This window comes from Komagataeibacter saccharivorans (assembly GCF_004348195.1).
GTDB lineage: Bacteria > Pseudomonadota > Alphaproteobacteria > Acetobacterales > Acetobacteraceae > Komagataeibacter > Komagataeibacter saccharivorans.
Genome location: NZ_CP036404.1, coordinates 3,047,559 through 3,073,465, shown reverse-complemented (window position 1 = coordinate 3,073,465; position 25,907 = coordinate 3,047,559). Strand labels below are relative to the sequence as shown.

22 protein-coding genes are annotated in these 25,907 nt (G+C 62.7%); 5 read left to right on the top strand and 17 right to left on the bottom strand.

Annotation, left to right across the window (positions count from 1 at the left end; all coding sequences use genetic code 11):
• The first annotated feature begins 259 nt into the window (after positions 1-259).
• Positions 260-1,591 carry a UDP-glucose dehydrogenase family protein gene (locus tag KSAC_RS14140; RefSeq protein WP_132306315.1) on the top strand — a complete coding sequence of 444 codons (1,332 nt, stop codon included), beginning with the start codon at positions 260-262 and terminating at the stop codon, positions 1,589-1,591.
• Between the two features lie 40 nt (positions 1,592-1,631).
• Here KSAC_RS14140 and KSAC_RS14135 read toward each other — a convergent pair whose 3' ends face one another.
• From KSAC_RS14135 to KSAC_RS14110, 6 genes are all read right to left on the bottom strand, one after another.
• Entirely contained in the window at positions 1,632-3,032 is a 1,401-nt protein-coding gene (locus KSAC_RS14135; RefSeq protein ID WP_132306313.1) for a sugar porter family MFS transporter, read from the bottom strand.
• Between the two features lie 14 nt (positions 3,033-3,046).
• Complete coding sequence (locus tag KSAC_RS14130) at positions 3,047-4,195, bottom strand: L-dopachrome tautomerase-related protein (protein WP_102324360.1); 1,149 nt, start codon at positions 4,193-4,195, stop codon at positions 3,047-3,049.
• A gap of 143 nt (positions 4,196-4,338) precedes the next feature.
• A complete protein-coding gene (gene xylB / locus KSAC_RS14125) occupies positions 4,339-5,808 on the bottom strand; it encodes a xylulokinase (RefSeq protein ID WP_132305956.1) in 1,470 nt (489 codons plus the stop codon).
• 454 nt (positions 5,809-6,262) lie between these two features.
• Entirely contained in the window at positions 6,263-7,414 is a 1,152-nt protein-coding gene (locus tag KSAC_RS14120) for an acetoin dehydrogenase dihydrolipoyllysine-residue acetyltransferase subunit (RefSeq protein WP_132305954.1), read from the bottom strand.
• Position 7,415: 1 nt separating this feature from the next.
• Complete coding sequence (locus tag KSAC_RS14115) at positions 7,416-8,444, bottom strand: alpha-ketoacid dehydrogenase subunit beta (protein WP_102324363.1); 1,029 nt, start codon at positions 8,442-8,444, stop codon at positions 7,416-7,418.
• A gap of 32 nt (positions 8,445-8,476) precedes the next feature.
• Positions 8,477-9,442, bottom strand: a complete 966-nt coding sequence (locus tag KSAC_RS14110; protein WP_132305952.1) for a thiamine pyrophosphate-dependent dehydrogenase E1 component subunit alpha — start codon at positions 9,440-9,442, stop codon at positions 8,477-8,479.
• 220 nt (positions 9,443-9,662) lie between these two features.
• Between KSAC_RS14110 and KSAC_RS14105 the strand changes: the two genes are divergently transcribed.
• Positions 9,663-10,622, top strand: a complete 960-nt coding sequence (locus KSAC_RS14105; RefSeq protein WP_118962317.1) for a helix-turn-helix domain-containing protein — start codon at positions 9,663-9,665, stop codon at positions 10,620-10,622.
• Positions 10,623-10,670: 48 nt separating this feature from the next.
• On the opposite strand, the gene msrQ is transcribed toward KSAC_RS14105, so the two are convergent.
• The 10 genes from msrQ to KSAC_RS17445 form a co-directional block, all read right to left on the bottom strand.
• Positions 10,671-11,300 carry a protein-methionine-sulfoxide reductase heme-binding subunit MsrQ gene (gene msrQ, locus KSAC_RS14100; protein ID WP_132305950.1) on the bottom strand — a complete coding sequence of 210 codons (630 nt, stop codon included), beginning with the start codon at positions 11,298-11,300 and terminating at the stop codon, positions 10,671-10,673.
• 2 nt (positions 11,301-11,302) lie between these two features.
• Positions 11,303-12,256, bottom strand: a complete 954-nt coding sequence (gene msrP / locus KSAC_RS14095; protein ID WP_132305948.1) for a protein-methionine-sulfoxide reductase catalytic subunit MsrP — start codon at positions 12,254-12,256, stop codon at positions 11,303-11,305.
• Between the two features lie 169 nt (positions 12,257-12,425).
• Complete coding sequence (locus KSAC_RS14090) at positions 12,426-13,205, bottom strand: SDR family oxidoreductase (protein ID WP_110547195.1); 780 nt, start codon at positions 13,203-13,205, stop codon at positions 12,426-12,428.
• Positions 13,206-13,207: 2 nt separating this feature from the next.
• Positions 13,208-14,440, bottom strand: a complete 1,233-nt coding sequence (locus KSAC_RS14085; protein WP_132305946.1) for a glutamine amidotransferase-related protein — start codon at positions 14,438-14,440, stop codon at positions 13,208-13,210.
• 25 nt (positions 14,441-14,465) lie between these two features.
• Positions 14,466-15,386 (bottom strand): dihydrodipicolinate synthase family protein, encoded by a 921-nt coding sequence (locus KSAC_RS14080; protein WP_102324370.1) that lies wholly within the window; start codon positions 15,384-15,386, stop codon positions 14,466-14,468.
• Between the two features lie 44 nt (positions 15,387-15,430).
• Positions 15,431-16,606: a M24 family metallopeptidase gene (locus KSAC_RS14075; protein WP_132305944.1), complete on the bottom strand. Its 1,176-nt coding sequence runs from the start codon at positions 16,604-16,606 to the stop codon at positions 15,431-15,433.
• Positions 16,603-17,727 carry a mandelate racemase/muconate lactonizing enzyme family protein gene (locus tag KSAC_RS14070; RefSeq protein WP_132305942.1) on the bottom strand — a complete coding sequence of 375 codons (1,125 nt, stop codon included), beginning with the start codon at positions 17,725-17,727 and terminating at the stop codon, positions 16,603-16,605. Before KSAC_RS14070 ends, KSAC_RS14075 begins: the two co-directional genes overlap by 4 nt.
• Positions 17,728-17,732: 5 nt before the next feature.
• Positions 17,733-18,890, bottom strand: a complete 1,158-nt coding sequence (locus KSAC_RS14065; protein ID WP_132305940.1) for a M20 family metallopeptidase — start codon at positions 18,888-18,890, stop codon at positions 17,733-17,735.
• 49 nt (positions 18,891-18,939) lie between these two features.
• Positions 18,940-19,701 (bottom strand): amino acid ABC transporter ATP-binding protein, encoded by a 762-nt coding sequence (locus tag KSAC_RS14060; RefSeq protein WP_102324797.1) that lies wholly within the window; start codon positions 19,699-19,701, stop codon positions 18,940-18,942.
• Entirely contained in the window at positions 19,691-21,247 is a 1,557-nt protein-coding gene (locus KSAC_RS17445) for an ABC transporter permease subunit (RefSeq protein WP_132305938.1), read from the bottom strand. Before KSAC_RS17445 ends, KSAC_RS14060 begins: the two co-directional genes overlap by 11 nt.
• A 163-nt stretch (positions 21,248-21,410) precedes the next feature.
• Between KSAC_RS17445 and KSAC_RS14050 the strand changes: the two genes are divergently transcribed.
• From KSAC_RS14050 to KSAC_RS14040, 3 genes are all read left to right on the top strand, one after another.
• Positions 21,411-22,367 carry a GntR family transcriptional regulator gene (locus tag KSAC_RS14050; RefSeq protein ID WP_207918706.1) on the top strand — a complete coding sequence of 319 codons (957 nt, stop codon included), beginning with the start codon at positions 21,411-21,413 and terminating at the stop codon, positions 22,365-22,367.
• Between the two features lie 86 nt (positions 22,368-22,453).
• Entirely contained in the window at positions 22,454-23,662 is a 1,209-nt protein-coding gene (locus tag KSAC_RS14045; protein ID WP_132305936.1) for a pyridoxal phosphate-dependent aminotransferase, read from the top strand.
• A gap of 118 nt (positions 23,663-23,780) precedes the next feature.
• Positions 23,781-24,806, top strand: coding sequence for a multidrug resistance efflux transporter family protein (locus KSAC_RS14040; protein WP_132305934.1), 1,026 nt, complete (start codon positions 23,781-23,783; stop codon positions 24,804-24,806).
• On the opposite strand, the gene KSAC_RS14035 is transcribed toward KSAC_RS14040, so the two are convergent.
• On the bottom strand, positions 24,787-25,827 hold the full coding sequence (locus tag KSAC_RS14035; protein WP_132305932.1) for a trans-3-hydroxy-L-proline dehydratase: 1,041 nt from the start codon (positions 25,825-25,827) through the stop codon (positions 24,787-24,789). The genes KSAC_RS14040 and KSAC_RS14035 overlap by 20 nt on opposite strands.
• Positions 25,828-25,907: the final 80 nt, after the last annotated feature.

Here is a 25,907-nt window from a genome sequence, read left to right as displayed (position 1 = left end):
GAGACGGAACCGATCATGCCGGACATTCATATTGCGCAACGCAAGCAGGAGAAATTTCTTTGCCTCGAATAACGCGCCCGGACACATTTTTTTCCTGATTGCTGGCCAGTGTCGTACTGGCGTGACACCTGCGGGGCCGGCAGCCCCCGTTTCCCTATTACTTTTTGTTTCCTTCAGACTGCTTTGAAATTGCTAGATGCGATCCAGTTCGGGGCAACGGGTTCCGGGCGGAACGATGGAGGTCCAGTTGCGAATTGCTATGATCGGTGGGGGCTATGTTGGACTGGTCTCCGGTACGTGTTTCGCCGAATTCGGCACGGATGTCGCCATTGTTGAAACCAACCCCGATCGCCTGTCCGCCCTGCGCGAAGGGCGTATTCCAATCTACGAACCCGGCCTTGACCGTCTTGTCGCGGAAAACGTCACGGCGGGACGCCTGACCTTTGGCGATGACATGGCCGCCGCCATAAGGGGCGCGGATGCGGTGTTCCTGGCCGTAGGCACCCCTTCACGCCGGGGGGACGGGCAGGCCGACACCAGTTACGTCTATGCCGCGGTGGAACAGATTGCCCGCGTGGCGGAGGGCTATACGGTCATTGTCACCAAATCGACCGTGCCGGTGGGCACAGGGCGCGAGATTGCGCGCATAGTCCGCGCGACACGCCCCGATCTGGATTTTGATGTCGCATCCAATCCCGAATTCCTGCGCGAAGGGAACGCGATTGCTGATTTCATGCGCCCCGATCGCGTCATTATCGGCACCGATCAGTCCAAGCCCGGTGGCACGCAACGCGCGCAGGACATCCTGCGCAAGCTTTACCGCCCGCTTTACCTGCTGGAAACGCCCATGGTGTTTACCGGGCTGGAAACGGCGGAACTGATCAAATATTCGGCCAATTCCTTCCTTGCGATGAAGATCACCTTCATCAACGAAATCGCTGACCTGTGCGAGAAGGTTGGCGCGGATGTCATCGACGTTGCGCGTTCCATCGGGCTGGACGGGCGCATCGGCAAGAAATTCCTGCATCCCAGCCCCGGCTTTGGCGGCTCATGCTTCCCCAAGGATACGCGCGCGCTAACTGCCATCGGGCGCAATGCAGGCTCCCCCGTGCGGCTGATCGAGACGACCGTGGCCGTGAATGAGGCGCGCATGCAGGCCATGGCGCAGCGGATCATCGCCTTTGCCGGGGGAGATGTCAGCGGCCTTACGATCGGCGTGCTGGGACTGACCTTCAAGCCGGAAACGGATGACATGCGCGAAGCCGCATCCATCACCATCCTCGACCAGCTTGACCGGGCGGGCGCCCATATCCGCGCGTTCGATCCCGCAGGCATGCAGACGGCCCGTACGGTCCTGCCGCAATCCGTTACCTATTGCAGCGATGCGGTGGAAGTGGCGGAGGGGGCCGATATCGTGGTCGTGCTGACGGAATGGAACGAATTCCGCTCCCTTTCCCCCTACAAGCTGAAAAACCGGATGAAGGGCCGCAAGATTGCAGACCTGCGCAATATCTGGGACCCGCAGGCCATCAGGGAAGCTGGCTTTGACTATATCTCCCTCGGGCGGCCCGATACCGGGCGGCAGCCGTAATGTAACCAGCGCGGCAGGCGCGGTAAACGCGCCTGTCGCCCTATGCCTCCACAGGTGCGGCAGAGCCGCCACTGTCGGGCAGATCGTAAAAGGTGCCGCCCTTCAGCGCGGTCTCGATCTGCTCGAGCGAATGGCCGCGCGTTTCGGGCACGTAGCGCAGGACGAATACGAAGGCGGCCAGATTGATGGCGGCATACATCCAGAACGTGCCCGCCGCCCCCAGCGCCTGCACCAGTGACAGCGTGGTAAGGGAAATGAGCAGGTCCGCCGTCCAGTGCGTCGCGGCCACAAGGCTCATCCCCTTGCTGCGGCACGACAGGGGATAGACCTCCGCGCCGACAAGCCAGATGGCCACTGACAGGCTACCGACATTGAATATGGCGTAGCACACGACCGCCGCCGCCGTAATCCAGGTATTGATGCCCTGCGTGGAGCCGATGGCAAACATCGTCCCCAGCACCATGAGCGAGATGACAGCCCCCGGTATAAGCCGTAGCAGCAGCCTGCGCCGCCCCCACGCATCCACCGCCCAGCTACCAAAGGCAGTGGAGACGACCATGGCGACGCCAATGGCGATGGACGTGAGCAGCGCCGTATTCTGGCCAAAGCCCACACCCGCGAAAATGGTGGGCGCGTAATACAGCACGGCATTGATGCCGCTGATCTGGCAGAACAGCGCCACCCCCACCGATGCCACCACCGCAGGCCGCACCCATGGCTGCGCAAGGGCTGACCACGGGGCCTGCTCATCATGCATGGCGATGATGGTATCGAGTTCCCGGCGCGCGGCCTGCGGGTCGCGCCGCAGGCGTTGCAGGACCTCGAACGCGCTTTCCAGATTGCCCTTCATGGCAAGCCAGCGCGGACTGCGCGGCAGGACGGACATGCCCACAAACAGGATTACCGCCGGTATGATGCCAAGGCCGAACATGAGCCGCCATGACTGGTTGCGGCACAGATACCCCGCGATGAAGGAGGCCAGAATGCCGGATACGACGGCAAGCTGGAACAGGACCACCATCTGGCCGCGTTTTTCACGCGGGGCGATTTCAGCAATATAGACCGGCACGATCTGCGAACACATGCCCACCGCCAGCCCGAGGATGAAGCGCGCGCAGACCAGAACCACCGCCCCCGGCGACAGGGCGGCGACCAGCGTGCCCACGATAAACACCAGTGCCGCAAACATGATCATGTAGCGCCGCCCCAGCCGGTCCGACAGCGGGGCCGCGACAAGACAGCCCCCCAGCGCCCCCGCCACGATGGCGGATGTCACGACCTGCTGGCCCAGCGTGCCCAGCGCGAAATCAGGCGTGATCTGAAGCAGGGCGGCGGAGATGATGCCCGTATCATACCCGAACAGCAGACCACCCGTCGCCGCGACGCCCGCGATCAGATTTACAATACCGGAACCGGAAACCGTCTGCCTGTCCTGCGCCATCAATCCATGTTCTTTCAGTTTGCCGATACGGGCTGTTTCAGGGGAATACGCACGACCAGCCACGGGCGTTCCTGCATGTCGTGGCCATCGTGGAATACGGGCAGTCGGCCCCACTGGCCTACGGTCAGCCACAGGGCATTGTCCTTTATGGTCAGCCCGTCGGGCGCAATCAGGCGCGGGTCGTGTGCGATAACGGACAGATCGCCATTCGCCGCGCGACGCAGCACCGCATGGCGTTCGATATCCGTCAGGTACAGGCTGTTATCCGGCCCGGTGGCCATGCCATCGACCACGGAATCTTCCCCTTCATCACGCACCGCATGTTCCAGTTGCGTGGCGGATACGGCCGGATCGGCCAGCATGGCGGTGGGCGCACTGTACAGCCTGCGGCTGGACAGGGGCTGCCAGTACAGCGTGCGTGAATCCGCACTCAACGCCACGCCGTCGATACCCCCCTGTCCCATGGCCGGATGCGCCATATCGTAGCGGATCATGTGTCCGTCCAGTTCCATGGCGAAACCCGTCTCGGCACGGGTCGAAGGGGCATTTTCCAGCACGCGCCGCGCATAGCCGGTCGCCAGATCGATTACGATGATCGCGGGATGGTCCATAAGCGAGGTATCGCTGACATAGGCCGTGCCCTGCGGGCCATGCGTCATGTCCACGCGCACGTCATTGACATGGCTGTCCGCCCGCGTTGCACCACTACCCAGCGGGATCGTGGCCACAATCTGCCCCGTGCGGCCATCCAGCCCGATCAGCGTGGGCGCGGGCGGCTGTTTCTGCCCCGCCACCGTGCCTTCGTCCACAATCCACAACCGGCCTGTCGCATCCACTGTCATGCCGAGGGGGGAGACGAAATGCGCCTGCGCCGCCGCATCGGGAAAGGGGACGGCCTTACCATCACGCAGCACACCCAGACGCGGGCCCTTATGATCAGCCGCACTACGTGGAAAGGACAGCACGATCCGCCCGTCAGGCAGGGTGGCGATGCCCGATGGCTGCATATCGGCAAAACGCGCGACAACGGTGATATTGCCCGATGGCGCCGCCCCATGGTCCACACTGTCCGCCGCGTAAGCACCCACGGGGGCCAGAAGCGCCAGCATGGCGGCAACCCGGAACCGCCGCTGAAAACCCTTGGGGAAGAAGTCTTTTCTCATGATGTCATACCTGTTTACGTATTCCTGCCCATACGGTTTTCCATGATCAGGGCGGCCATGCCAGTGTTTAGCCGGGCGATGGATGGTGAAGGATGCGTTTCCATCGTTCCCCTACCGTGACATCTTGCCAGCAATATGACGGTTCAGGCCGTGCGGACCGTCATGGCCGAACGGATGCAGGGATAGAGCGCACGGTAGCGCGCAAGTGCGCTCGCATACGCCCCCGCAAGTTCGGCATCGGGATGTAAGGTTTCCTTGCGCTGCTGTGGCAGGCATACGGCCTCCACCGCTTCGCCCATTACGGCGATCCGCGCGAGACGGGCCGCGCCAAAGGCGCCGCCCTGTTCCCCATGCGCCAGCCGGTGCAGTGACAGACCGGTCACGCTGGCCAGAATGGAGACCCATGTCCTGCTGCCCGAGCCGCCGCCGATCACATCGGCTTCGTGCAGGACCGACCCGGCATCGGCCAGCACGTCCACGACATCCCGGAACGAGAACGCAACCCCTTCCAGCACAGCCTGTGTCATGTCGGCGCGCGTGGTGCCATGGGACAGACCCGCAAAAACACCCCGAATGTCGCCATCGTTGTGCGGCGTACGTTCCCCGGACAGATAGGGCAGGAAAATGACGGGGGACGGGCGGGTAATCCGATCCGGCAGTTCAGCCAGAAGCGCGGCTTCCCCCATGCCGGTGGTCCGCGCCCACCACGCCAGCGAGGACGCGGCGGAAAGCGTGACGCCCATCTGATGCCACATATCCGGCACGGCATGGCAGAAAGCGTGGATGCCGCCTTGCGGATGCGGACGGAAACGGTCCGTCGTCACCCACGCCACACCGGAGGTCCCCAGCGACAGGAAGGACGAACCGGCACGCACAGCCCCCAGTCCCACCGCACCGGCGGCATTGTCCCCCGCACTTCCCGCCAGAACGGGGCGGGTAGTCATGCCCCACCGTCGCGCCAGTCCGGCATCCAGCACGCCTGCGCGCGCCGTGCCTTCAACCAGCGCGGGCATGGCGTCGCGCGTAAGATCGGTCGCGACCAGCGCCCCATCCGACCAGCAGCGGTTGCCGACATCGAGCCACAGGGAACCCGATGCGTCGGACATGTCCTCGATCATCTCGCCGGTCATGCGGTAACGCAGCCATGCCTTGGGCAGCAGGACGTGCCGGGTGGCGACGAAGATATCGGGCTCGTTCTGCGCCACCCATATCAGTTTGGGGGCTGTAAAGCCGGGCATGGCCATGTTTCCGCAGACCTGTCTGGACTGCGCAAACCGGTGTTCGAACGTGGCGCATTGCGCTGCCGCACGCACGTCATTCCACAGGATGCACGGACGCAGCACATTACCGTCACGCCCCAGCAGAACGGCCCCATGCTGCTGACCGGACAGGCCAATACCCTTTACCGCCGCCATTTCGCGCGGACAGGAGGCGGCAAGGGCATCCATTGCCGCCAGCAGGGCAGTCCACCAGTCCTCCGGCGCCTGTTCATTCCAGCCGGGATGGGGGGAGGAGACACGTAACGGATGCGTATGGCTGCCTTTAACCTGCTGGTCGCCATCGACCAGAACAGCTTTCAGGGCAGAAGTACCCAGATCAATTCCGACAAACATTATTATTCCCGTGCCTTAACTGGCATGCCAGCGTAGCTATTATTGTTTTGCCGCGTCTTTATGCCGAGCAGTGAAGGCATAGGACCTGACGCATGGCAAGTCCGGCGCGCGCACCTTGTAGTGAGGTGAAGCGCCGGAAATTTCTTCCCGACAGCCATATGCAACGCATGGTGATGGGACAGTAAAAGGACTTCCATGCACAAAACAACGCCACCCAGCGGGATGGGTTAAACTATCCATCCGGTAAAAAACATTTTATTGCCCAATCATGACTTAATATATCAGGGCCAATACGCTCCATCGGGAACCGGTATAAGTGTCTGCTGACCACGGTGGCACATAAGATTTACGTCTCCGCGCTACACGCAAAAAGACATGGCCCCAACAGAAAAGGGAGAGGCCATGCCCCTCCCCCTCATCTGGTATGGTTGAAGTAATGAAGGCTTTCCGCCCCTTACGATGCGGTCTTTTCCAGACTGGCATCCTTCATACACGTCGTGACCAGTCCGTTAAGTGTATCGGCGGCTTCCAACTGCGGCATATGCCCGATATCGGGCAGGATGTGGCACACGATACCGGCGGGCAGTCCCTCCGACTGGGCTACAGGCAGGATTTCGTCTTCCTGACCCCATACAAGCGTTACCGGAATCCTTGTGGCCTCCAGAACCGGTCGCAGGTCATCACCCTGCCTGCCATTGGGGAAGCAGGCAGCCGAGACCTTGCGCAGGGCTGCTTCCGCACCATCAAGGCGCTTGTAGCGCAGCACATCATCCGCCATGCGGCGGCCGATCAGGGTCTTGTCATGCACAAGGTATTTCAGCACGTCCTGCAGGGTGCGGACACGATCAGCCTCGATAAAGCCCGTGATGAAATCCATGTTGATCTGCGGCCCCAGACCGGCGGGTGCGATCAGGGTAAGCGAGGCAACGCTTTGCGGCGCGACATGCGCCAGTGTCAGCGCAATGCCACCGCCGAGGGAATGCCCCATCACATGCACGCGCGTCAGCCCGAGTTCGGCCAGCAACTGGACCGTGACCTCCGCAAAAAAGGCCAGCGTGCCCGGTCCCACATCCTTTGATGACCCACCATGCCCCGGCAGGTCGAAGGCGATGACCCGCCGCCCCTGCGCCAGTGCTGCCTGATTGAGCATCCAGTTCTTCAGGTCGCCGCCAAAACCGTGGATCAGCAGGAGGGGTATTTCATCCCCCTCCCCCCGGTCATGCACGCGCAGGGTATGGCCGCCCACGGTCAGCGTGGTGGGTTCATCCGTCTTCGCATCCGCGCCCTGATCGGTCGAGGACGCAGCAAAATCCGCCTGAAAACGGGTGATGAACGCATCAATATCCGCGTCCGTTACCGCCGCATCCGCCACGACACCGATCAGCGCGCCAACCGGCAGCATCTCGCCATTGCTGGCGACCTGCCGCCGCAGCCTGCCGGTCACGGGGCTTTCGAAGGTATTGGTGATCTTGCTGGTTTCGATATCAACCAGTTCATCGCCGGTCTTTATGTCCGCATCAGGGGAAACCATCCATCCGGCAATCTTGCCCTCCGTCATGGCAAGGCCGAATTTGGGCATGGTAATGGGGGTGATGTCCTGCGTCATGTCAGACTTTCTCCACTACACGATGTTTCATGGTGGCGGTCACCGCCGCCTCGATCTTTTCCACACTGGGCAGGTACAGCGTTTCCAGCACGGTGGCGAAGGGGACCGGCGTATGCGGCGGTACCACGCGGCGGATGGGCGCGCGCAGGGTATCGAATGCCTCTTCCGCCACCAAGGCTGCAATATCGGTCGCCATGTTGCAGCGCGGGCTGGATTCATCGACGATAACCAGACGCCCCGTCTCCGCCACTGATTCCAGTATTGTTTCACCATCCAGCGGCGATGTGGTGCGCGGGTCGATGACCGTACAGCTTATGCCCTTTTTTTCCAGCCGGTCAGCGGCCTGATTGGCGTAGCCCACCATGCGGCCAAAGGCGACGATGGTGACATCGGTTCCCTCGCGCGTCAGGTTCGCCTCGCCCAGCGGGATGGTATAGGCCTCGTCCGGCACGTCCTCCTCATCGTCATACATCACCTTGTTTTCAAGGAAGATGACGGGATCATCGTCCCGGATGGCTGAAATGAGCAGGCCCTTGGCCTCATAAGGGGAGGACGGGATCACCACCTTCAGCCCCGGAATATGGGTAAAGAGGGGGTACAGCGCCTGACTGTGCTGGGCGGCGGCATTGAAACCCGCGCCGTACATGGCGCGGATGACAAGCGGGGTGCGCGCCTTGCCGCCAAACATGTACCGGAACTTGGCGGCCTGGTTCATGATCTGGTCAAGGCAGCAGCCGACAAAATCGACAAACATCAGTTCCGCCACCGGGCGCAGGCCGGTTACGGCGGCCCCGGCGGCGGCACCGATATAGGATGCCTCGGTAATCGGGGTGTCGAGCACGCGGCTGTCGCCGAACTCTTCCAGCAGTCCCCTGGTCACGCCCAGCACGCCGCCCCACGCATCCTTTATGCCGGCGGACCCGCCCCGGCCACCGGCCACGTCCTCGCCCATCAGGACCACTGTCGGGTCACGACGCATTTCCTGCCGCAGGGCCTCGTTAATGGCCTGACGAAAGCTTTTTTTGCTCATTATGTGTTTCTTTCGTAGCTGGAGGGACCGGATCAGTACCGCACGTACACATCGGCCAGCAGGTCGGGCGACTGCGGCAGCGGATCGCTTTTGGCTTTCCTTACGGCGGCCTCGATCTCGTCAGCGACGGCTGTATCAATTTCATCAAGTGCGCTGGCCTCGAACAGGGCCGCCTCCGTCACGCGCTGGCGGAACAGTTTCAGGCAGTCATGGTCGCGTCGGGCCTCGGCCACTTCATCTGGTGCGCGATAGGTCATCGCATCGCCTTCAAAATGACCATACCAGCGGGCCAGGTGGACATGCAGCATGACCGGCCCGTTCCCGCCGCGCGCATGGGCGATGGCCTCCCCCGCGGCCTGATGGACGGCAAAATAGTCCGAACCATCACACTCCATATACGGCATGCCAAAGGCCGCCGCCCGCGCCTGCTGGGTGCCCGCGCAGGCATAAGAAGCACCCGTCGCCTCCCCGTAGCCATTGTCTTCCACCACGAATACGGCTGGCAGTTTCCACACCGTAGCCAGATTGAGGCTTTCGAGGGTCGATCCTTCGTTGGATGCGCCATCACCATAAAATGCGACCGCCACCCCGCCATTGCGCAGGGTCTTGTGCGACAGGGCGGCCCCGCAGATCAGCGGCGGTCCACCCCCCACGATCCCGTTTGCCCCCAGCATGCCGCAGGTCAGGTCGGCAATATGCATCGACCCGCCCTTGCCCCGGCATACGCCGGTGCTGCGACCATAGATTTCGGCCATCATGCCGCTGACTTCCACGCCCTTGGCTATGCAGTGGCCATGGCCGCGATGGGTGCTGGCGATGGTGTCCTTATCCGTCAGATTGGCGCACACGCCCACGGCGGAGGCTTCCTCACCACAATACAGGTGTACGAAGCCGGGAATTTCGCCGGTTGCGAATTCTACATGCAGGCGCTCTTCAAACATGCGGATCGTACGCATGGCCCGGTAGGAGCGCAGCAGCGTTTCACGCGCTATTTGCATGGGTATTTCCCTTGTTCTTTTCAGGACCCGCCAGACAGGAACGCACACATGCGGGCGGGCACGACGCCAGCACACACCCGGACACGACGCACGGGCAAGGATACCCGCCCCCGTTTCACACCCATGTGACGGGCATGGTCCAAAGTGTCGCGAAACCGCGACACCTCGCCGCGTGTTTAGCCGCCACCTCAACCATATCGTTCTGGCGCAAAGAAACCGCATGCTGAACCGTTCCCGCGTCGTCTCGCCCGTTTCATCGGCTCCTGCCGCGCTGCATGCGGGGCTGGATGCTTCGTGGCGGCGATGTCAGCACGACTACGGTCTTGACCCGGCTTCCCCCACCCTGCCCGATGTGCTGTCCGGCGCGGAACTGCGCCAGTGCAGCCAGCAGGTGGGGCGACTGCTGCATTTCGCCGGACCTGAAATGGACCGCCTGCACGGTCTGCTGGAACCGGGGGGTTATACCGTCATGCTGTCCAACGCATCGGGCGTGGTCGTGATGCATCGCGCGGAACGTTCGATCCAGCGCGGCTGCCGCCGGTGGCACCTGTGGCCGGGCGCCATATGGAACGAACGCAGCGTGGGAACGAACGGCATCGGCACCTGCCTTGCGGAACAGCGCGGCACAAGCGTGCATCGTAACCAGCACTGGCGCAGCGGGCTGCACGGGCTGACCTGTATCGCCATGCCCGTTTATGACGCATCCGGTCGTCTGGCGGGTGCTCTCAATGCCAGTACTTTCCATGTCACGGCAGAAAACAGCACAATGAATGCACTGGTCAGCAGCAGCCTGCTACAGGCTGCACGCCAGATTGAACAGGCCTGTTTCATGGATGTCTACCGCAACCATGCCATCATGCTGCTGGGCATGGCGGATGCTACGTCCACGCCGATGCTGGCGCTGGATCAGGACCGCCGGGTCGTGGGGGCCACCCATGCCGCGCGCCAGCATATGGGCATAGCGACCGCGCAGGAAATCCACATGTGCCTGCTGGACAATGCGACAGGCCCCGTGACGGCCGCCCCGCTGCGCGAAGCACAGATCATGGCCATTGATACGGCGCTGGCCTGTGCGCGCGGCAAGGTTGCCGTGGCCGCGCGCATGCTGGGGATCAGCCGCTCGACGCTGCACCGCAAGATCCGCAACCTTGCGGGCACGCCCAGCGCAAAACGGGCCTGAAAGACAGCGGACAATTCCGCTCATCCACAATAAACCGGTTACTTCCCCTCATGGGACACGGCGCATGCGCTTACGCCACAAATCCGGCACCCGCCATAAAACCAGCATCCCCAGTATTGCCGCATAACCAACGCTGGTGGCGTTATACGTCTTGAACGCCATAAGGAAATGCACGGCCACCAGCAGGGCGACGCCATACACAAGGCGATGCAGTCGGCCCCACTGTCGCCCCAGCCTGCGCATGGACCAGTTAGTGGATGTCGCCGCCAGCAGGGACAGAAGAACAAAGGCCACAAACCCGAGCAAAAGGAAGGGACGGTGTGTAATATCCTGCACCAGCACGCCCAGATTACCCTGCTGGTCCAGTATGACATAGGTCCCCACATGCAGGCACGCATATGCAAAAACCAGCAGCCCCAGCATGCGCCGGTAACGCAGCAGGCTGTAACCCGCAAGCACACGCAGCGGCGTTACAAGCAGGGTCAGGACAAGAAACCGCACCGCCCACAACCCAAGCCAGCGTTCAAATACATTGACCGGGTCCGGACCAAGCCGATCCTGCGCACCGTACCAGAAATACACGGCGGCAGGCAACAGGCCGAGCAGTGCGATAATCCACACCTCTCCCCGCCAGGGTACAATCACATGATTACGGCCCGATCGGATAATACGCGGCATGGTCAGTAACTGGTCCGCAGGTCCATACCGGCATACATACTGGCCACCTGTTCGCCATACCCGTTGAACATGAGGGTTTTCTTGCGTCCCCCGCCAAAAAATCCCCCTGCCCCGATCACCCGTTCCGATGACTGGCTCCAGCGTGGATGATCGACTTCGGGGTTAACATTGGCGTAGAAGCCGTATTCATCCGGGCTCATCCGGTTCCATGTCGTCGGGGGCATGTCGGCCACCAGACGGATGCGGGTAATCGACTTGATCCCCTTGAAACCGTATTTCCATGGCACGACCAGCCGCACGGGCGCACCGTTCTGGTTTGGCAGCATTTCCCCATACAGCCCCACGGCAAGGATGGTCAGCGGGTTCATCGCCTCATCCAGTCGCAATCCTTCGACATAGGGCCACGACAATGAATCCAGCCCCGATCTCTGGCCGGGCATCTGGCCCGGCCTGACAACGGATTCAAACGACACGTAACGGGCATTCCCCAGCGGTTCCGCCTGCCGGAGCAGTTCCGACAACACGAACCCGTCCCACGGTATGACCATGGACCATGCCTCGACACAGCGCATGCGGTAGAGACGTTCCTCCATCGGCATGCTGGCGATCAACTGGTCCAGATCCCATACACGGGGATGGGCGACCAGACCTTCTACCGAAAGTGTCCACGGACGCGGCTGGAATGCGGCGGAATAGGTTGCCGGATCGCTTTTATCCAGACCGAATTCATAAAAATTGTTGTAATGCGTCACATCAGTCAGCGGCGTGGGCTTTTCCGTCGCCTGAAACGGGCCGGGACGGGTATGCAGCCCGGCCCCATAGGCGTGTGATGCACGCCCTGCCCCCCATCCCGCTGCCGTGACGGCGGCACCGGCAAGCATCTGCCGTCGTCCCAGCCATACGGAACGCGGCGTGATTTCACCCGGTGACGGGCGCGGATAGGACCAGCGGGCCATGACAGGCATTCTCCACAGCTATTTATCAACAGCCATAACGCGGCTGGCCCGATCCCGATGCGCGCCGGTATCCGGGCCGCCATGATAGCCTGAAAAGACCCGCAGACGAAAAAGCCGGGCCATGCGTATCATGGCCCGGCCTTTACCGGTCTTAAAACCGCGCGCTGTTCTATGTGCTGCGGATCATGCCGCCATCGACACGGACCATTCCACCGGTCATGTACGACGCCCGCGCGCTGGCCAGAAAGGCCACGGCATCGGCAAATTCTTCCGGTCGGCCATAACGCTGCATGGGAATTGTCGCGCGGGAGGCTGCTGCTATGTCTTCGACCGGTTTACCGGTACGCCTTGATGCGGCGGCGTCAAGCTGGTCAACGCGGGTGGTATGGATACGCCCCGGCACCACGGAATTGACCGTAATGCCCTGTGCCGCCACTTCCGCCGCCAGTGTCTTGGCCCAGCCGATCACGGCCATGCGCAATGTATTGGAAATCCCCAGATTGGGGATGGGCTGTACCACACCGGATGAGACGATATTGATGATCCGCCCCCAGCCACGCGCCCGCATGCCCGGCAGGACCGCCTGCGCCATGCGCATCGGCACGCCCACCATGCTGTCGAACTGCGCACGCCATACTTCGGGGGCGACATCGGCGATCGGACCGGGCGGCGGCCCCCCGCCATTGACGACCAGAATATCCACGCCAGCCTGATCCAGCCCGTCCATCAGCGCCGCACACTGCACGGCATCCGAAAAATCGACCACACGGGCATCTGCCTCGCCGCCTTCATCACGGATGCTGGCGCATGCCGCTTCCAGCCGGGCCGGGTCCCGCCCGGTCAGGATAACCCGTGCGCCCTCACGCGCCAGCGCCTGTGCGCTGGCCAGTCCCAGTCCCTGACTGGAGCCCATGACAAGGGCCAGACGCCCTGAAATACCCAGATCCATTTCTACCGTTCTTTCCTGTTTTCCGCTTCCGCACGCCCGTCGCGCCGCGTCAGGGCCGCGCGCAGGAATGCAACACATAAGGGATGGGGACTGCCGGGGATGGAGGACAGTTCAGGATGGCCCTGCATGCCCATGTAGAAGGGGTGTGAAGGAACCTCGATCCCTTCGACCACGTCCGCATCATCATTCCATGCCCCGACCCGCAGTCCGACGGCGACAAGTCCCGGCAATAACCGGGTATTGAGGACATAACGGTGGTTGCTGCGAACGCATGCCGCCCCATCCACCAGCATTGCCCCCAGCACCGTATCCGGGACCGGGGAAAGTTTACCCGTGCCCAGACGGTAATGCGGATGGGGGATGAAACTGTGTACTCCCGCAGCCCCGCCCGCGATTTCCGCCATGGTGGCATCGGGCAGCCCCGCGCGCGACCGGGCAAAGGCGGTTACCATGGTCTGCATGCCCAGACACTGGCCCATGACGGGCACGCCACTTTCCAGCGCGACGGTGGCGGCCCGAACCTGCCCGCGCGCACCGGGAGCCGCCGCGCCACCGGGCAGCAGCATGCCATCAAAATCCGTCAGGGCTGCGTAACAGGGATCATCATCAGCGGCTGCCGGGTCCACAAACGTCACATCCACCCCGATCCCCAACGCATCGGCCGCGTCCCCCAATGCGGCCAGCGCACCGGGATAGACCTCGTGATGCGTGACCGGCCTGCCGATCAGCACTACACTGACCCGTCCGGCTTCCGCTCCCCCTGCATCATGCGTTTCGGGCAGGAACCTGCCAAAACCATCGCGGACCGCGTGGGCGACAACGGTGCCATCCCCATCATCCCGGCACATCAGCACGGCACCATCCTGATACGCGCTGACCCTGCGCAGCCCGACTGCTGCGCCACGGCGCAACAGATCGGTGACGAAGCCCGTACCCGCATCCAGCAGTCCGTCCAGCGGCACCACGACATCGTCCGTGGCTGCCGCCGCAACAATCTGCGCGGGGGTCGCGATGGCATCCACCTGCCGCCCCGTCAGCCTTTCGGCATGCAGCAGGCCACTGGCTACGCGGTCGGGGCCGGTACCCACATGCTGGCAGGCATCAGGATCACGGACCTCATCCAGCCTTACCGGCCCATGCATGACCCGCGCGCCGCATTGCGCGGCAACAATACCCGCCGCCGCGCCATACAGCCCCGGTCGTCCCGTGTCGTGCCGCACCACAATCAGCGCCATGTCCGCCTGCCCTCCGCCGCCGGGTTCAAGCCAGCGTAAAGCCCGCGCGCGGGTCTGCCGCGATCGTGCGCATCACTTCCGCCACGGCAGCTTTCTGCCCCGCATCCAGATCCAGCAGCGGACGACGCACGGAACCACCATCGAACCCGCGCAGCGCCATCGCGGCCTTGACCGTCTGCGGCTGCCCCATGCCGCGCGCCAGGGCACGGTAGCTGTACCACAGCCTGTGCAGGTCGCGCGATTCATGCGCGCGCCCTTCCTGTATCGCGCGGAAGCTTGCCAGAACCAGTTCAGGCAGCGCGCATGAATTGGTTGTGCTGATACCATCGAAGCCGTTCATCATCGGCCCGTGGAAAGCGAGGTCGGATGCACAGAACAGCCTGATCCGACCCGACAGCGTATTGGCGATACGGTCAATCGCACCGACCGACAGATCGCCCTGCTTCAGTGCGACAATCCCCTCGACTTCCGCCAGTTGTTCGATCAGCGCGGGGGAAAGCGTGATGCCGATGCCCGGCGCGTTGTAGATGATCGTGCCGGTGCGCGACAGGGGCGCGATTTCGCGGAAAAAGGCGAGTATCTGCGCATCGGTGATTTCGGACACATAGGGCGCCATCACCATCGGCACGCCGCCCAGTTCACCGGCAAGTATGCTCAGGTCGCGCGTGACACGCGGATCGGAATCCGCGCTGCACAGCATGACCGGCGCACGCGTGCCCACAACATCCATGACGTGCCGGAACAGACCCGCCCGTTCATCCGGCGACATGACAGGAAATTCGCCATAGGTGCCGCCGATCAGCACACCATCGTAACCCAGCCCCAGCACACGTTCGATGCTGCGCGCGATCCCGGCCAGATCAATGGACCCGTCCGCGCCGAAGGGTGTTACCGTGATGTTGAATATGCCGTGCAGACGGGCGCGGCTCTCATCAATATTTTTCATGTTTTCTTCAGTATCTTCTATGTTCCAGGGGCGGTAAGGCGCGATCATGCCGCGACGGCGTGCAACGCGCGGTCGATCGTGCCCAGCACGCGGCAGCCCGTTTCGGTCACGACAATGCTTTCGCTTACGCCCACGGTAAAACGCCCGTACAGCCGCAGCGCGGGCGGCAGGTGGAAGGTCATGCCGGGACGCAGTTCGGTTGTCTCACCTTCATTCAGGCTCAGGATCGCGCCTTCGCCCCAGTCGGGCGCGAAGGAAATCCCGATGCTGTAGCCCAGCCGCTTGCGGAAACTGTCGGTATAGCCGGCGGCATCGATAATGCGCTGACAGACCCGGTGCGGTTCCTGACAGGTGACACCGGGACGGATCGCATCGAGGGAGGCGGCGAGCGCATCCTGACAGACCTTCATCATGTCCACCGCTTCGGGCAGCGGCGTGCCGATCCATGCCGAACGCATGAGGGCTGCGTGATAGCGGTCATGACACGCCGCCATTTCCAGAAAAGCGGGATCACCCGCCACCATCATCCGCCGCCGCCATGTCCCGTGAGGCACCCCGCTGCGCGGACCGGAGGAAACAAGCGGCTCCATCCCAACATATTCCGACCCGGCGGCAATGGCCGATCCCATCATGGCCGCGACCATGTCGTTCTCGCTCGCCCCGGCGCGCACGCTGGCCAGTCCCGCGCGCATGCCCGCATCGACATAGGTGGCGGCACGGGCAATCTTTTCGACCTCCAGCGGCGATTTGATGGCACGCTGGCTTTCGACAATACCGGCTGCGTCATGAACCGTGCCGAGCTGGCTGCACAGGGCCTCGTACGCAGCAGGGGAGAGAAACCAGCCATTCTTGTCCACGCCGATACGCCGCGTGGCGTAGCCGCGTTCACGGATGACCTCAGCCAGGAGCTTCATCGGGCTCTGCCCGTCCTGATAGATGCGGGCATCTGACTGGTAGGTATTGGCGATGAAGTTAAAATATTCCAGTTGCCGGATAATGAATACCGGATCACCGTCCACCGGCAGCAAAAGGCACTGGAACGTATAATATCCCGGTGTCTGCTGACCGGTCAGGTAATAGATGTTTTCCGGCCCGGTCACGACCATCACGTCGATGCCAGCCTTTTCCATCGCCGCACGCGTCCGTGCGACGCGACCATCATATTCGGCGCGGGGGAAGGTTGCTTCCTGCCCCTGCACCACGCCTGCGATTGCGTTCATGCTACCATGTACTCCGTTACAAGGGTTGTTCCCGTGGGATTGAAATCCACACCCCATCCGGCCCGCGCCGATACACGGGCCATCCCCGCGCCATAGGTCACGCCCGTTGCGCGATCATTGGACAATCCATCCGCGCCATAGAGTTCGGCATGGTCCGGTGCGGTGGCGGCGGCGACATGCAGCATCGCTGCCGTGCCGATACCCCCTTCGTTCATCTGTCCGGTCATGAACCCGACATGCTCCGCCCGTAAGCGTCGCACCGCCGCCATGACCGGCGCGACACCACCGAATTTCAGCAGTTTCAGATGCGCCATGACCGTGCGGGGCAGATCGATGATCCGCTCCACATCGGCTGGTGACGCCATGCTTTCATCCAGCATGATGGCAACGGGACTTGTACGTGCGACCCGGTCCAGCATGGCCCAGTCGCCCGGCGCCACGGGCTGTTCGACATAGGACAGGTCATATGTCGCCAGCCGGTCCAGCATGCGGCGCGCATGGTCTTCCCCCCACACGCCATTGGCATCGGCTGCGATATGCACGTTCCGGCCAAATCGCGCGCGCAGGGCGGCAATCCGTGTGATGTCATCATCCGCATCAGCACCCAGCCGCACTTTCAGATCCCGAAAGCCGCGCGCTACATACGCTTCGGCACGGGCAAGGAAGACATCCATGGGAGTGAGGAACAGCGTCTGGTTTGTCGCATGGGCGATTTCATCGCCTCCCGGTCCATTCGCATTGCCCGGCATGGCGGAGGCTAGCATGCGGGCCACCGGCACGCCGCGCGCCTTTGCCGCCCAGTCATGCAGCAGGGTATCAAGCAGCATGCGCACGGGCGCGATCTGCCCCTGCCCCACCCCGCTTTCAAGCAGTGCGTCAGCACCCGCCGCCCAGTCGATCGTGGGCAGCATGGCCACTGCTGCGCGCATGATCGTGTCAGGTTCATAGCCGTTGAGATAGGCGCAGTTTATCCGCACCTCCCCCACCACGGGCGCACCATGGGGCGTATCCACAAGCAGGTATAACGTATCCAGCCCGGCCACCGGACCAGAGGACGCGGTATGCACTGACGCCGCCGGATCGGCATATGTCAGCATGGCGCGATGCAGCGTGACCCGCATGACAGTCAGACGGGCATCAGGGCGATAACCATATCGCGGTAAATGCAGGCCGCCACCGGCAGGTCGGCTTCGGGCACGTATTCATCGGCCTTGTGCGCCACACTCAGCACACCCGGCCCGATCACCACGCCAGCCGCCCCGGCATTACAGAAATGCACCAGATCGCACGCGCCCTGAAAACCGAAGGGACCGGGCTTCGCGACACCATTGGCACGACAGACCGCAAGCCCCTGCTGCACGATCACATGGTCCGCCGGTGTTTCAACCGCACCGCCGGTCGTGGGACGGAATTCAACAATTTCGGCCCGCACGCCTGCCTGTGCATTGGCGCGCGCCAGCAGGCTGGCAATCTGCGCCTTGACGGCTTCTTCATCTTCGCCCGGAACAATGCGGCGGTCCAGCAGCAGGTCGCAGCCCTGCGGCACGACATTATCCGCATGGCCACCGCTTGCGCGCGTGATCGTAAGGCTTGCAGCCCCCACCAGCGGATGGTCGATATGACGGACAACATCCGCATGTTCGGCAGCAACCATGTTCACCAGCGCGGCGGCGCGATAGATCGCGTTATCCCCCAGATCTGGCGTGCCGGAATGGGCCGGTGTGCCATGCACGCGCACCAGCGGGCGCAGGCTGCCCTTATGCGCGGCATAGGTTGTGTTCGATGTGGGTTCGCCCACGATAACGTAATCAATATGCGGGGCGGTGGTGACATAACGCCGCGCGCCCACGCTCGCCACTTCCTCATCCGCCACGAATACAAGCAGCAGCGTGCCACGCCATTCCGCCCTGTCCGCCGCGAGCATGCGGCCCGCTTCCATCATGCAGACCAGCGAGCCCTTGCAGTCACTTGACCCGCGACCATACAGCCGCCCGCCCTCCTCCGTCATGGTGAAGGGATCATGCTGCCAGCCCGTTCCCGCCGGGACGACATCCATATGGGTATTGAGCGCGAATACCGGGCCGGGTCCGTTGTCCAGACGGGCTTCGATATTGACGCGACCCGGCTCATATTCATCCCGCGTGATGACAAAACCAAGCGGCTCCAAGCAGGCGGCAACGTAATCGGCCACCTGCGCCTCATGCCCCGGCGGGTTTTCGCTGGGCATGGCGATCAGCGCGGCAAGATCGCGCTTCATCCGGTCCAAGTCTGGGGTCTGCTTCATCTGTATTCCATCCAGATCATTCAGTAACGAAGGAAAGGGGCGGGACGGATCAGTCCATCACCCGTTCAAGAAAACGCCGGGCCCGCACGCTGCACCGTCCGGCAAAGAAGTCGGCGCCGGGTGTTTCCTCCACCACCTGTCCGGCCTGCATGAATACGATCTGGTCCGCGACACGGCGGGCAAAACCCATTTCATGGGTTACGACCACGCTGGCCATGCCTTCCGCCGCAAGGTCGGACATGACTGTCAGCACCTCGCCGGTCATTTCCGGGTCCAGCGCGGAAGTCGGTTCGTCGTACAGCATCAGCCGCGGCTGCATCGCCAGCGCGCGCGCGATCGCGGCGCGCTGCTGCTGGCCACCCGACAGACCGGATGGCAGGGCATCGGCCCGGTGCGGCAGGTGCACCTTTTCCAGCATGGCCATGGCAAGATCGCGCGCCTGATTACGCGACAGGCCGCGCACGCGCATCGGCGCCAGCATGATGTTTTCCAGCACGGTCATATGATCGAACAGCTCGAAATTCTGGAACACCATGCCAATGTCGCGTCGCACGCCCGGCGCATCCACGCCCGGCGCCATGATGTCACGCCCGTCGAACAGGATGCGCCCGCTATCGGCCGGGGCCAGCAGATTGATGCAGCGCAGCAGCGTGGACTTGCCCGCACCCGAAGGGCCAAGCAGGACCGCCGTCTGCCCACGTGGCAGGGTAAAGGCGCAGTCATCAAGCAGCACCGCATCACCGACCCTGCGGCAGATACCGCTGACTTCAAGGATCGGGGTCTGTGGGGACGCTAGGGTTTCAACGGGCATCGCCAGCACTCCCCACCATCCGGCCAAGACGTGCCAGCAGCGTGCCGCCCGTAGTCCGCACCGCCGGGTCCAGCCTGCGTTCAAGGACCGCCTGCCCCAGCATGAACAGGGTTGTCAGCGCCAGATAATACAGACCTGCGGCGGACAGGGCTTCAAGATACCGGAAGCTGGCGGATGCAGCCTGATTGGCGACCAGCAGCAGGTCTTCCACTGCAATCACGGACACCAGCGCACTGGTCTTGAGCATACCGATCGCCTGATTACCCAGCATGGGCACAATCACACGGAATGCCTGCGGGGCGACGATATGCCGCATGACCCCCACGGGTGTCAGGCCCAGCGCCAGCCCTGCCGTGCGCTGTCCGGGCCGGATGGCGCGCAGTCCGGCGCGGATGATTTCGGCCATGTAGGCCCCTTCGTTCAGCGAAAGCGCCAGCACGGCGGACAGCAGCGCCGAAAGCCGCAGGCCGAAACCCGGCAGCACGTTATAGACAAACACGATCTGCAACAGCACGGGCGTGCCACGGAACAGCCACAGATACAGCGCCACCACTACCTGCGCCACGCGCAGGCGCGACGACTGCATAAGGGCGGCACCCAGCCCGATCACACAGCCCGCCGCCAGCGACAGGATGGTAACCAGCAATGTCATGAGGGCTGCTTCAAAAAACAGCCATGATGCGAAATACCCCCAGCACGCCGCCAGCCCCCGCCATAGGCCGCCACGACGCACCTGTCCCTGTGCCGCGGTATCGACCTGTTCCGCAGGCGGCAGGTCCCACCGGCGCACCAGCGCATCGAACGTGCCATCCGCCCGCACCGCGTGCAGGGCACCGGCCAGCATATCGCGCATGGCCGTATCGCCCCTGCGCACGGCAAAGCCGATCCACGCATCCGTGCCGAAAGGGCGTCCCGCCACGGCGTAAACACCGGGCATGTCGTGCATGAGCGTGACCGCGCCGTAAACGGAATCGAACGCCGCATCCACCCGCCCGGCGCGCAGGTTCATGGCCGTATCCTGCCCCGTGGGGAAACTGAGCACGTCCAGCGCGGGCCGTCCCGCCGCGCGACACCGGGCGGAGGCGTCACGTGCGTTGTCATCCTCGATCCCGCCAAGGGTAACGGCGACCTGCCGCCCACACAGGCTGAGATCATTGCCCGTAATGCCACCGGGCCGGGCGGCGGAGACCATGACCACGTTCGCAACCTGAAGATAGGGCACGAAATCGACCGCCCGCGCACGTTCGGTACTGATATACATGGCCGAATTGATGAAATCGACACGGCCGCCCTGTAGTGCCGGGATCAGCCCGTCAAACTGCATGTTCACCGTTACCGGGCGCAGGTGCAGCCGCGCGGCCATGGCGGCGGCAAGGTCTATATCAAATCCCGTCACCTGACCGTCACGCACGAATTCAAAAGGCGTGAAGGTCGCAGCCGTGGCCGAAGTCAATGCACCCGGCGTAGCCAGCGTAGGCATCGCCCGCGCTGCGCCATGCCACAGGGGCAGTATGGATATCGCGGCAAGGATGGCGTTGCGGATCATGCGGCCCCTGTCGTGCGGCGGACACCGCCACCGGAACGGTGCGCGGCAACATTGTCCTGTTACGTTTCAATAATACAAATTCTTCCGCATTCCATGTCAAGCACGAAACATTCCGATTTCGCATTATTCCATGGCCAGATCGACATATGATGATGAAGTTTGTATGATCGCCCACCATCAGCACGATTTCATCAGGACACGCATGGTCCGCCGCCCGACCCAAAAACGTTATCTTCTGGCCAACCAGATCCTCGACATCATCCGCGAAGGCCGCTTTGAGCCGGGACATCACCTGCGCGAACAGCAGCTTGCGGATCTGCTTGGCATCTCGCGTTCGCCCATCCGCACGGCGCTGGCGCTGCTGGCCGAACGCGGCATTATCGAGGCGCGTCGCAATCAGGGGTATTTCCTGCGGGCCAACGCGGGCGAGATCCAGCATGTGGACATTTCCGTTCCTTCCACCCCCGAACAGGACCTGTATTCCGAGATCGTGCAGGAACGCCTTAACGGCGACCTGCCGGAATCCTTTACGCAAAGCAGCATAAGCCGCCGCTATGACGTGGACCGCGCCCTGCTGCAGCGCACGCTGCTGCGGCTGGTGGATGACGGGCTGCTCAGGCGCAATCAGGGACGCGGCTGGACCTTCCTGCCCACGCTGGATACCGGCGTGGCCTTACAGAACAGCTACGAATTCCGCCGCATGTTCGAACCTGCCAGCATGATGGGCGAACATTTCCGTATCGATCCGGGGGCGCTGGAACACTGCCGTATCCAGCATATCTACCTTGAATCGCACCCCGACATATCGCGGGTCAGCGCGGTGCAGATATTCGATACCGATGCGCAGTTTCATGAAATGATCGCACGCTTCACGCATAACGCCTTCATTGTACAGACCATGCAACAGCATAACCGGCTGCGACGGCTGCTGGAGTTCGGGGGCTATGTCAATCGCCGCCGTGTACGCGACTGGTGCCGTGAACATCTGCGCATAATGGATGCACTCTCCAACGGCCGTAACGAGGACGCATCCACGATGATGGCGGAGCATCTTGGCCGCGCCTATGAGGCCGCAAAGGCCATGGCCCGCGGAGCCCGAAAGGAACGTCCGCAAGATTGATCTTTATGTGATGTTCTGTACAATATTGGAGCACGCCGCGCATCAGGATGCGGCGCGTCCCCCGATATGGAAGGAATATCCACGCCATGGCACCCTCCGGCAGGCTGGCCCCACGCATGGGCATGATTGGCGCATCGCCCACCGCCGCCATTTCCGACACGGTACGCACCCTTGCGGCGTCCGGTGTCACGGTTGACAATCTGGGCGAAGGTGAACTGGATTTCGATACCCCCGCCCCCATTGCCGAAGCAGGCATCGCCGCCATCCGTGCGGGCCTGACCAAATATACCGCCGTGGCGGGCACCACCGGGCTGAAGGATGCGATCCGGGCGTATTTTCGCCAGCGCAACGGGCTGGATTTCGTACAGAATGAAGTCATCGCATCCTGCGGAGCGAAACAGATCATATTCAATGCCTTCCTCGCCACGCTGGACGCGGGCGATGAGGTGATTGTCCCCACGCCGTGCTGGGTCTCGTATCCCGACATGATCCGCCTTGCTGGCGGTACGCCGGTTCTGGTGCCCTGCCATGCCAGCAATGGCTGGAAACTGACGCCTGAAGACCTGGCGGCGGCGATTACGCCACGCACCCGCTGGGTCATCCTCAATTCCCCCAACAACCCCACCGGCGCGGTCTATCCGGCGGCGGAACTGGGTGCGCTGTGCGATGTCATTGCCCCGCATGACAACGTGATGATCATGGCCGACGATATTTATGAAGCCATTGTTTTTGATACGACATTCGCCACCCCGGCGGCGCTGCGTCCGGCACTGGCCTCACGTATCCTGACCATTAACGGCGTATCCAAGAGCTTTTCCATGACCGGGTGGCGGCTGGGTTATGCCGGGGGGCCGTCATGGCTGATCGCGGCACTTGATACGCTACAGTCCCAGAGCACATCCAACCCCAGTTCCATAAGCCAGGATGCGGCCCGTGCGGCACTGTCTGGCGGGGTTGGCTTTCTGGATGAATGGCTGCCGATCCTGCGCACGCGGCGCGCCATCGTGATGGATATGGTCCGTACCACGCCCGGTCTCGATGCCGTGCTGCCGGAAGGGGCGTTTTATGTCTTCGCGGATGTAAGCGGCTGCCTGAACCGGACCACGCCATCGGGGCAGGTGCTGCGTACCGATGTCGATTTCGCAACCTATATGCTGGAAGCCGCGCGCGTGGCGCTGGTGCCCGGTTCAGCCTTTCGCGCACCGGGACATGTGCGCATTGCCTTCGGTGTGGATACGGACGTGCTGGCCGCCTGCTGCGCCCGGATGCACACAGCCTGCCTGGCGCTGCAATAACGTTACGGGTGCATGGGTGTATTGCACCGATATCGTAATGACCATGCGGGGTGGCGCGACTAATATTCCGCGCCATCCCGTCCCGGTCCGGGCCCCTTCCCGAAAGTCATGCGCCGTCATGCCTGCTACCGCCGTTCCCCTCCCTTCCGCGTGTGCTCCTGCCCCCACCGCGCCCTCCCTTGTGCGGGTCATGATGCTGGGGATTGCGGCGGGGGGCCTGTTTTCGCTGACCTTCATCCTCAACCGTCTCATGAGCATGGAGGGTGGACACTGGGCATGGAGTGCCGCGCTACGTTATCTTGATACCGCCATCCTGCTGACGGCATGGCTGCTGGTGCGGCGTGGCCCTGCCTTCGTAAGCCGTGTCTTCGCCCTTTATCGTGCGCGGCCCATCGTGTGGCTGCTGGCGGGCGGCAGCGGGTATGGCGTTACCTATTCCTGTTTCTGCTACGCGGCGGCGCATACGCCTGCGTGGATGCTTTCAACCACATGGCAGTTGACCATTCTGGCCAGCCCCATCGTCATGCTGGCGTTTGGCGCGCGGGTGCCGCTACGCGGGGTCATGTCGCTTGCGGTCATTGCTGCGGGCGTCATGATCGTCAATGCGACGCGCGTGCAGGATGGCGCCAGCATGGGGCAGGTCGTGGCGGGAATACTGCCGGTTATCATAGCCGCCTTTACCTACCCGCTGGGCAACCAGATGCTCAGTCATGCGCGCCATGACCGGAACCTGCCAGGGGGCGATATTCTGGCCGACCCGGCAGTAAGCGTATTGCTACTGACGCTGGGGGCATTGCCGGTCTTTGCCGCCGTGGTGCTGGGCAGCGCCCCGCCGCCACCCACCGCGGGTCAGATACTCGATACCGCACTGGTCGCGCTGGTGGCGGGATGCGGTGGGATGACATTATTCATCTACGCACGGAACATGTCATCCGACCCGATGCGCATTGCAGCCGTTGACGCCACGCAGGCCAGTGAAATGTTCTTTGCACTGGCCGGTGATACCCTGTTTCTGGGCGCGCCGCTGCCCGGCGCAATGGCGTGGACGGGCATTGCCGCCGTGCTGTGTGGGCTGATCGCCTTTACCGTGCAGGGACAGGCGAAGCAGGTTCTGGATACCGATGCTACATATCCGGAGCCATGACCGGCCATGTATCGCTCAGCCGGTAGCCTGCCGGATACGGGTCCGTGGGGTCCAGCATCAACTGCTGCGTGCCGGTAATCCATGCGCTGCCTGAAATAACGGGAATGATTGCATCGGTATCGCCCACGCGTGCGGTGGCGTCGATATGGCAGTCGAATTCCGAACCGATGATCGAACGCGCGACGTAGCGGTCTCCCACCGTCATTTCACCCCGCGCATGCAGCACCGCCATCCGGGCGGAACATGCAGTGCCGGTAGGTGAGCGATCAATCTTGCCCGGCCGGATCGCCACCACATGCGGGGCGGTGCGGACACCATCGCGCAGTTCAACCGGCGTGGTGAACAGGCAGAACGATATATGCGTCCAGTCGGGATTGTCGGGATGATGAAAGCCAGACTGCCGGTTGGCGGCGGCGGTAATGCGCATGCCCAGTTCCGCGAGCGTCCGCGCGGAATCCGGCCCCAGATCCAGCCCCAGCGCCGCCGCATCCACAATGACGAAGCTGTCACCACCATAGGCGGTATCGACCTTCAGCGTGCCCAGTCCCGGCACATCCAGAAGGATATCCAGACGGGCGGCAAAAGACGGGACATTGCGCACGCTTATCCGTTCGGCCCGGCCATCACGGCAGGTCGCGGTCACATCGATCACTCCGCCCGGTGCCTCCAGCGCCATGCGGGTTTCGGGTTCGACCATCGGTATGATGCCCGTTTCCAGCAGGACGGTGGAAACGCAGATCGAATTCGAACCAGACATGGGGGGAGTGTCAGCGGGTTCCATGATGATCCAGCCCATCTGCGCACGGGGATCGCGTGGCGGGACCAGCAGGTTGACGTGGCGGAACACACCACCGCGTGGTTCGTTCAGCACGAAGTTACGCAGCGTCTCATCCTGCGCAATGAAGCGCGACTGTGCCCATAACGTATCGCCGGGTGGCGGGGCGACACCACCCACAATCACATCCCCCACCTCCCCCGCCGCATGACAGGTTACGATATGGACAAGCTTCTTACTGCGCATGATGAATTCCGTTCAGTTTTAAAAAACGTACAGAGAAGCGCATCGGCCGGGGGCAAGAGCATACTGACGGCTACTTTTCC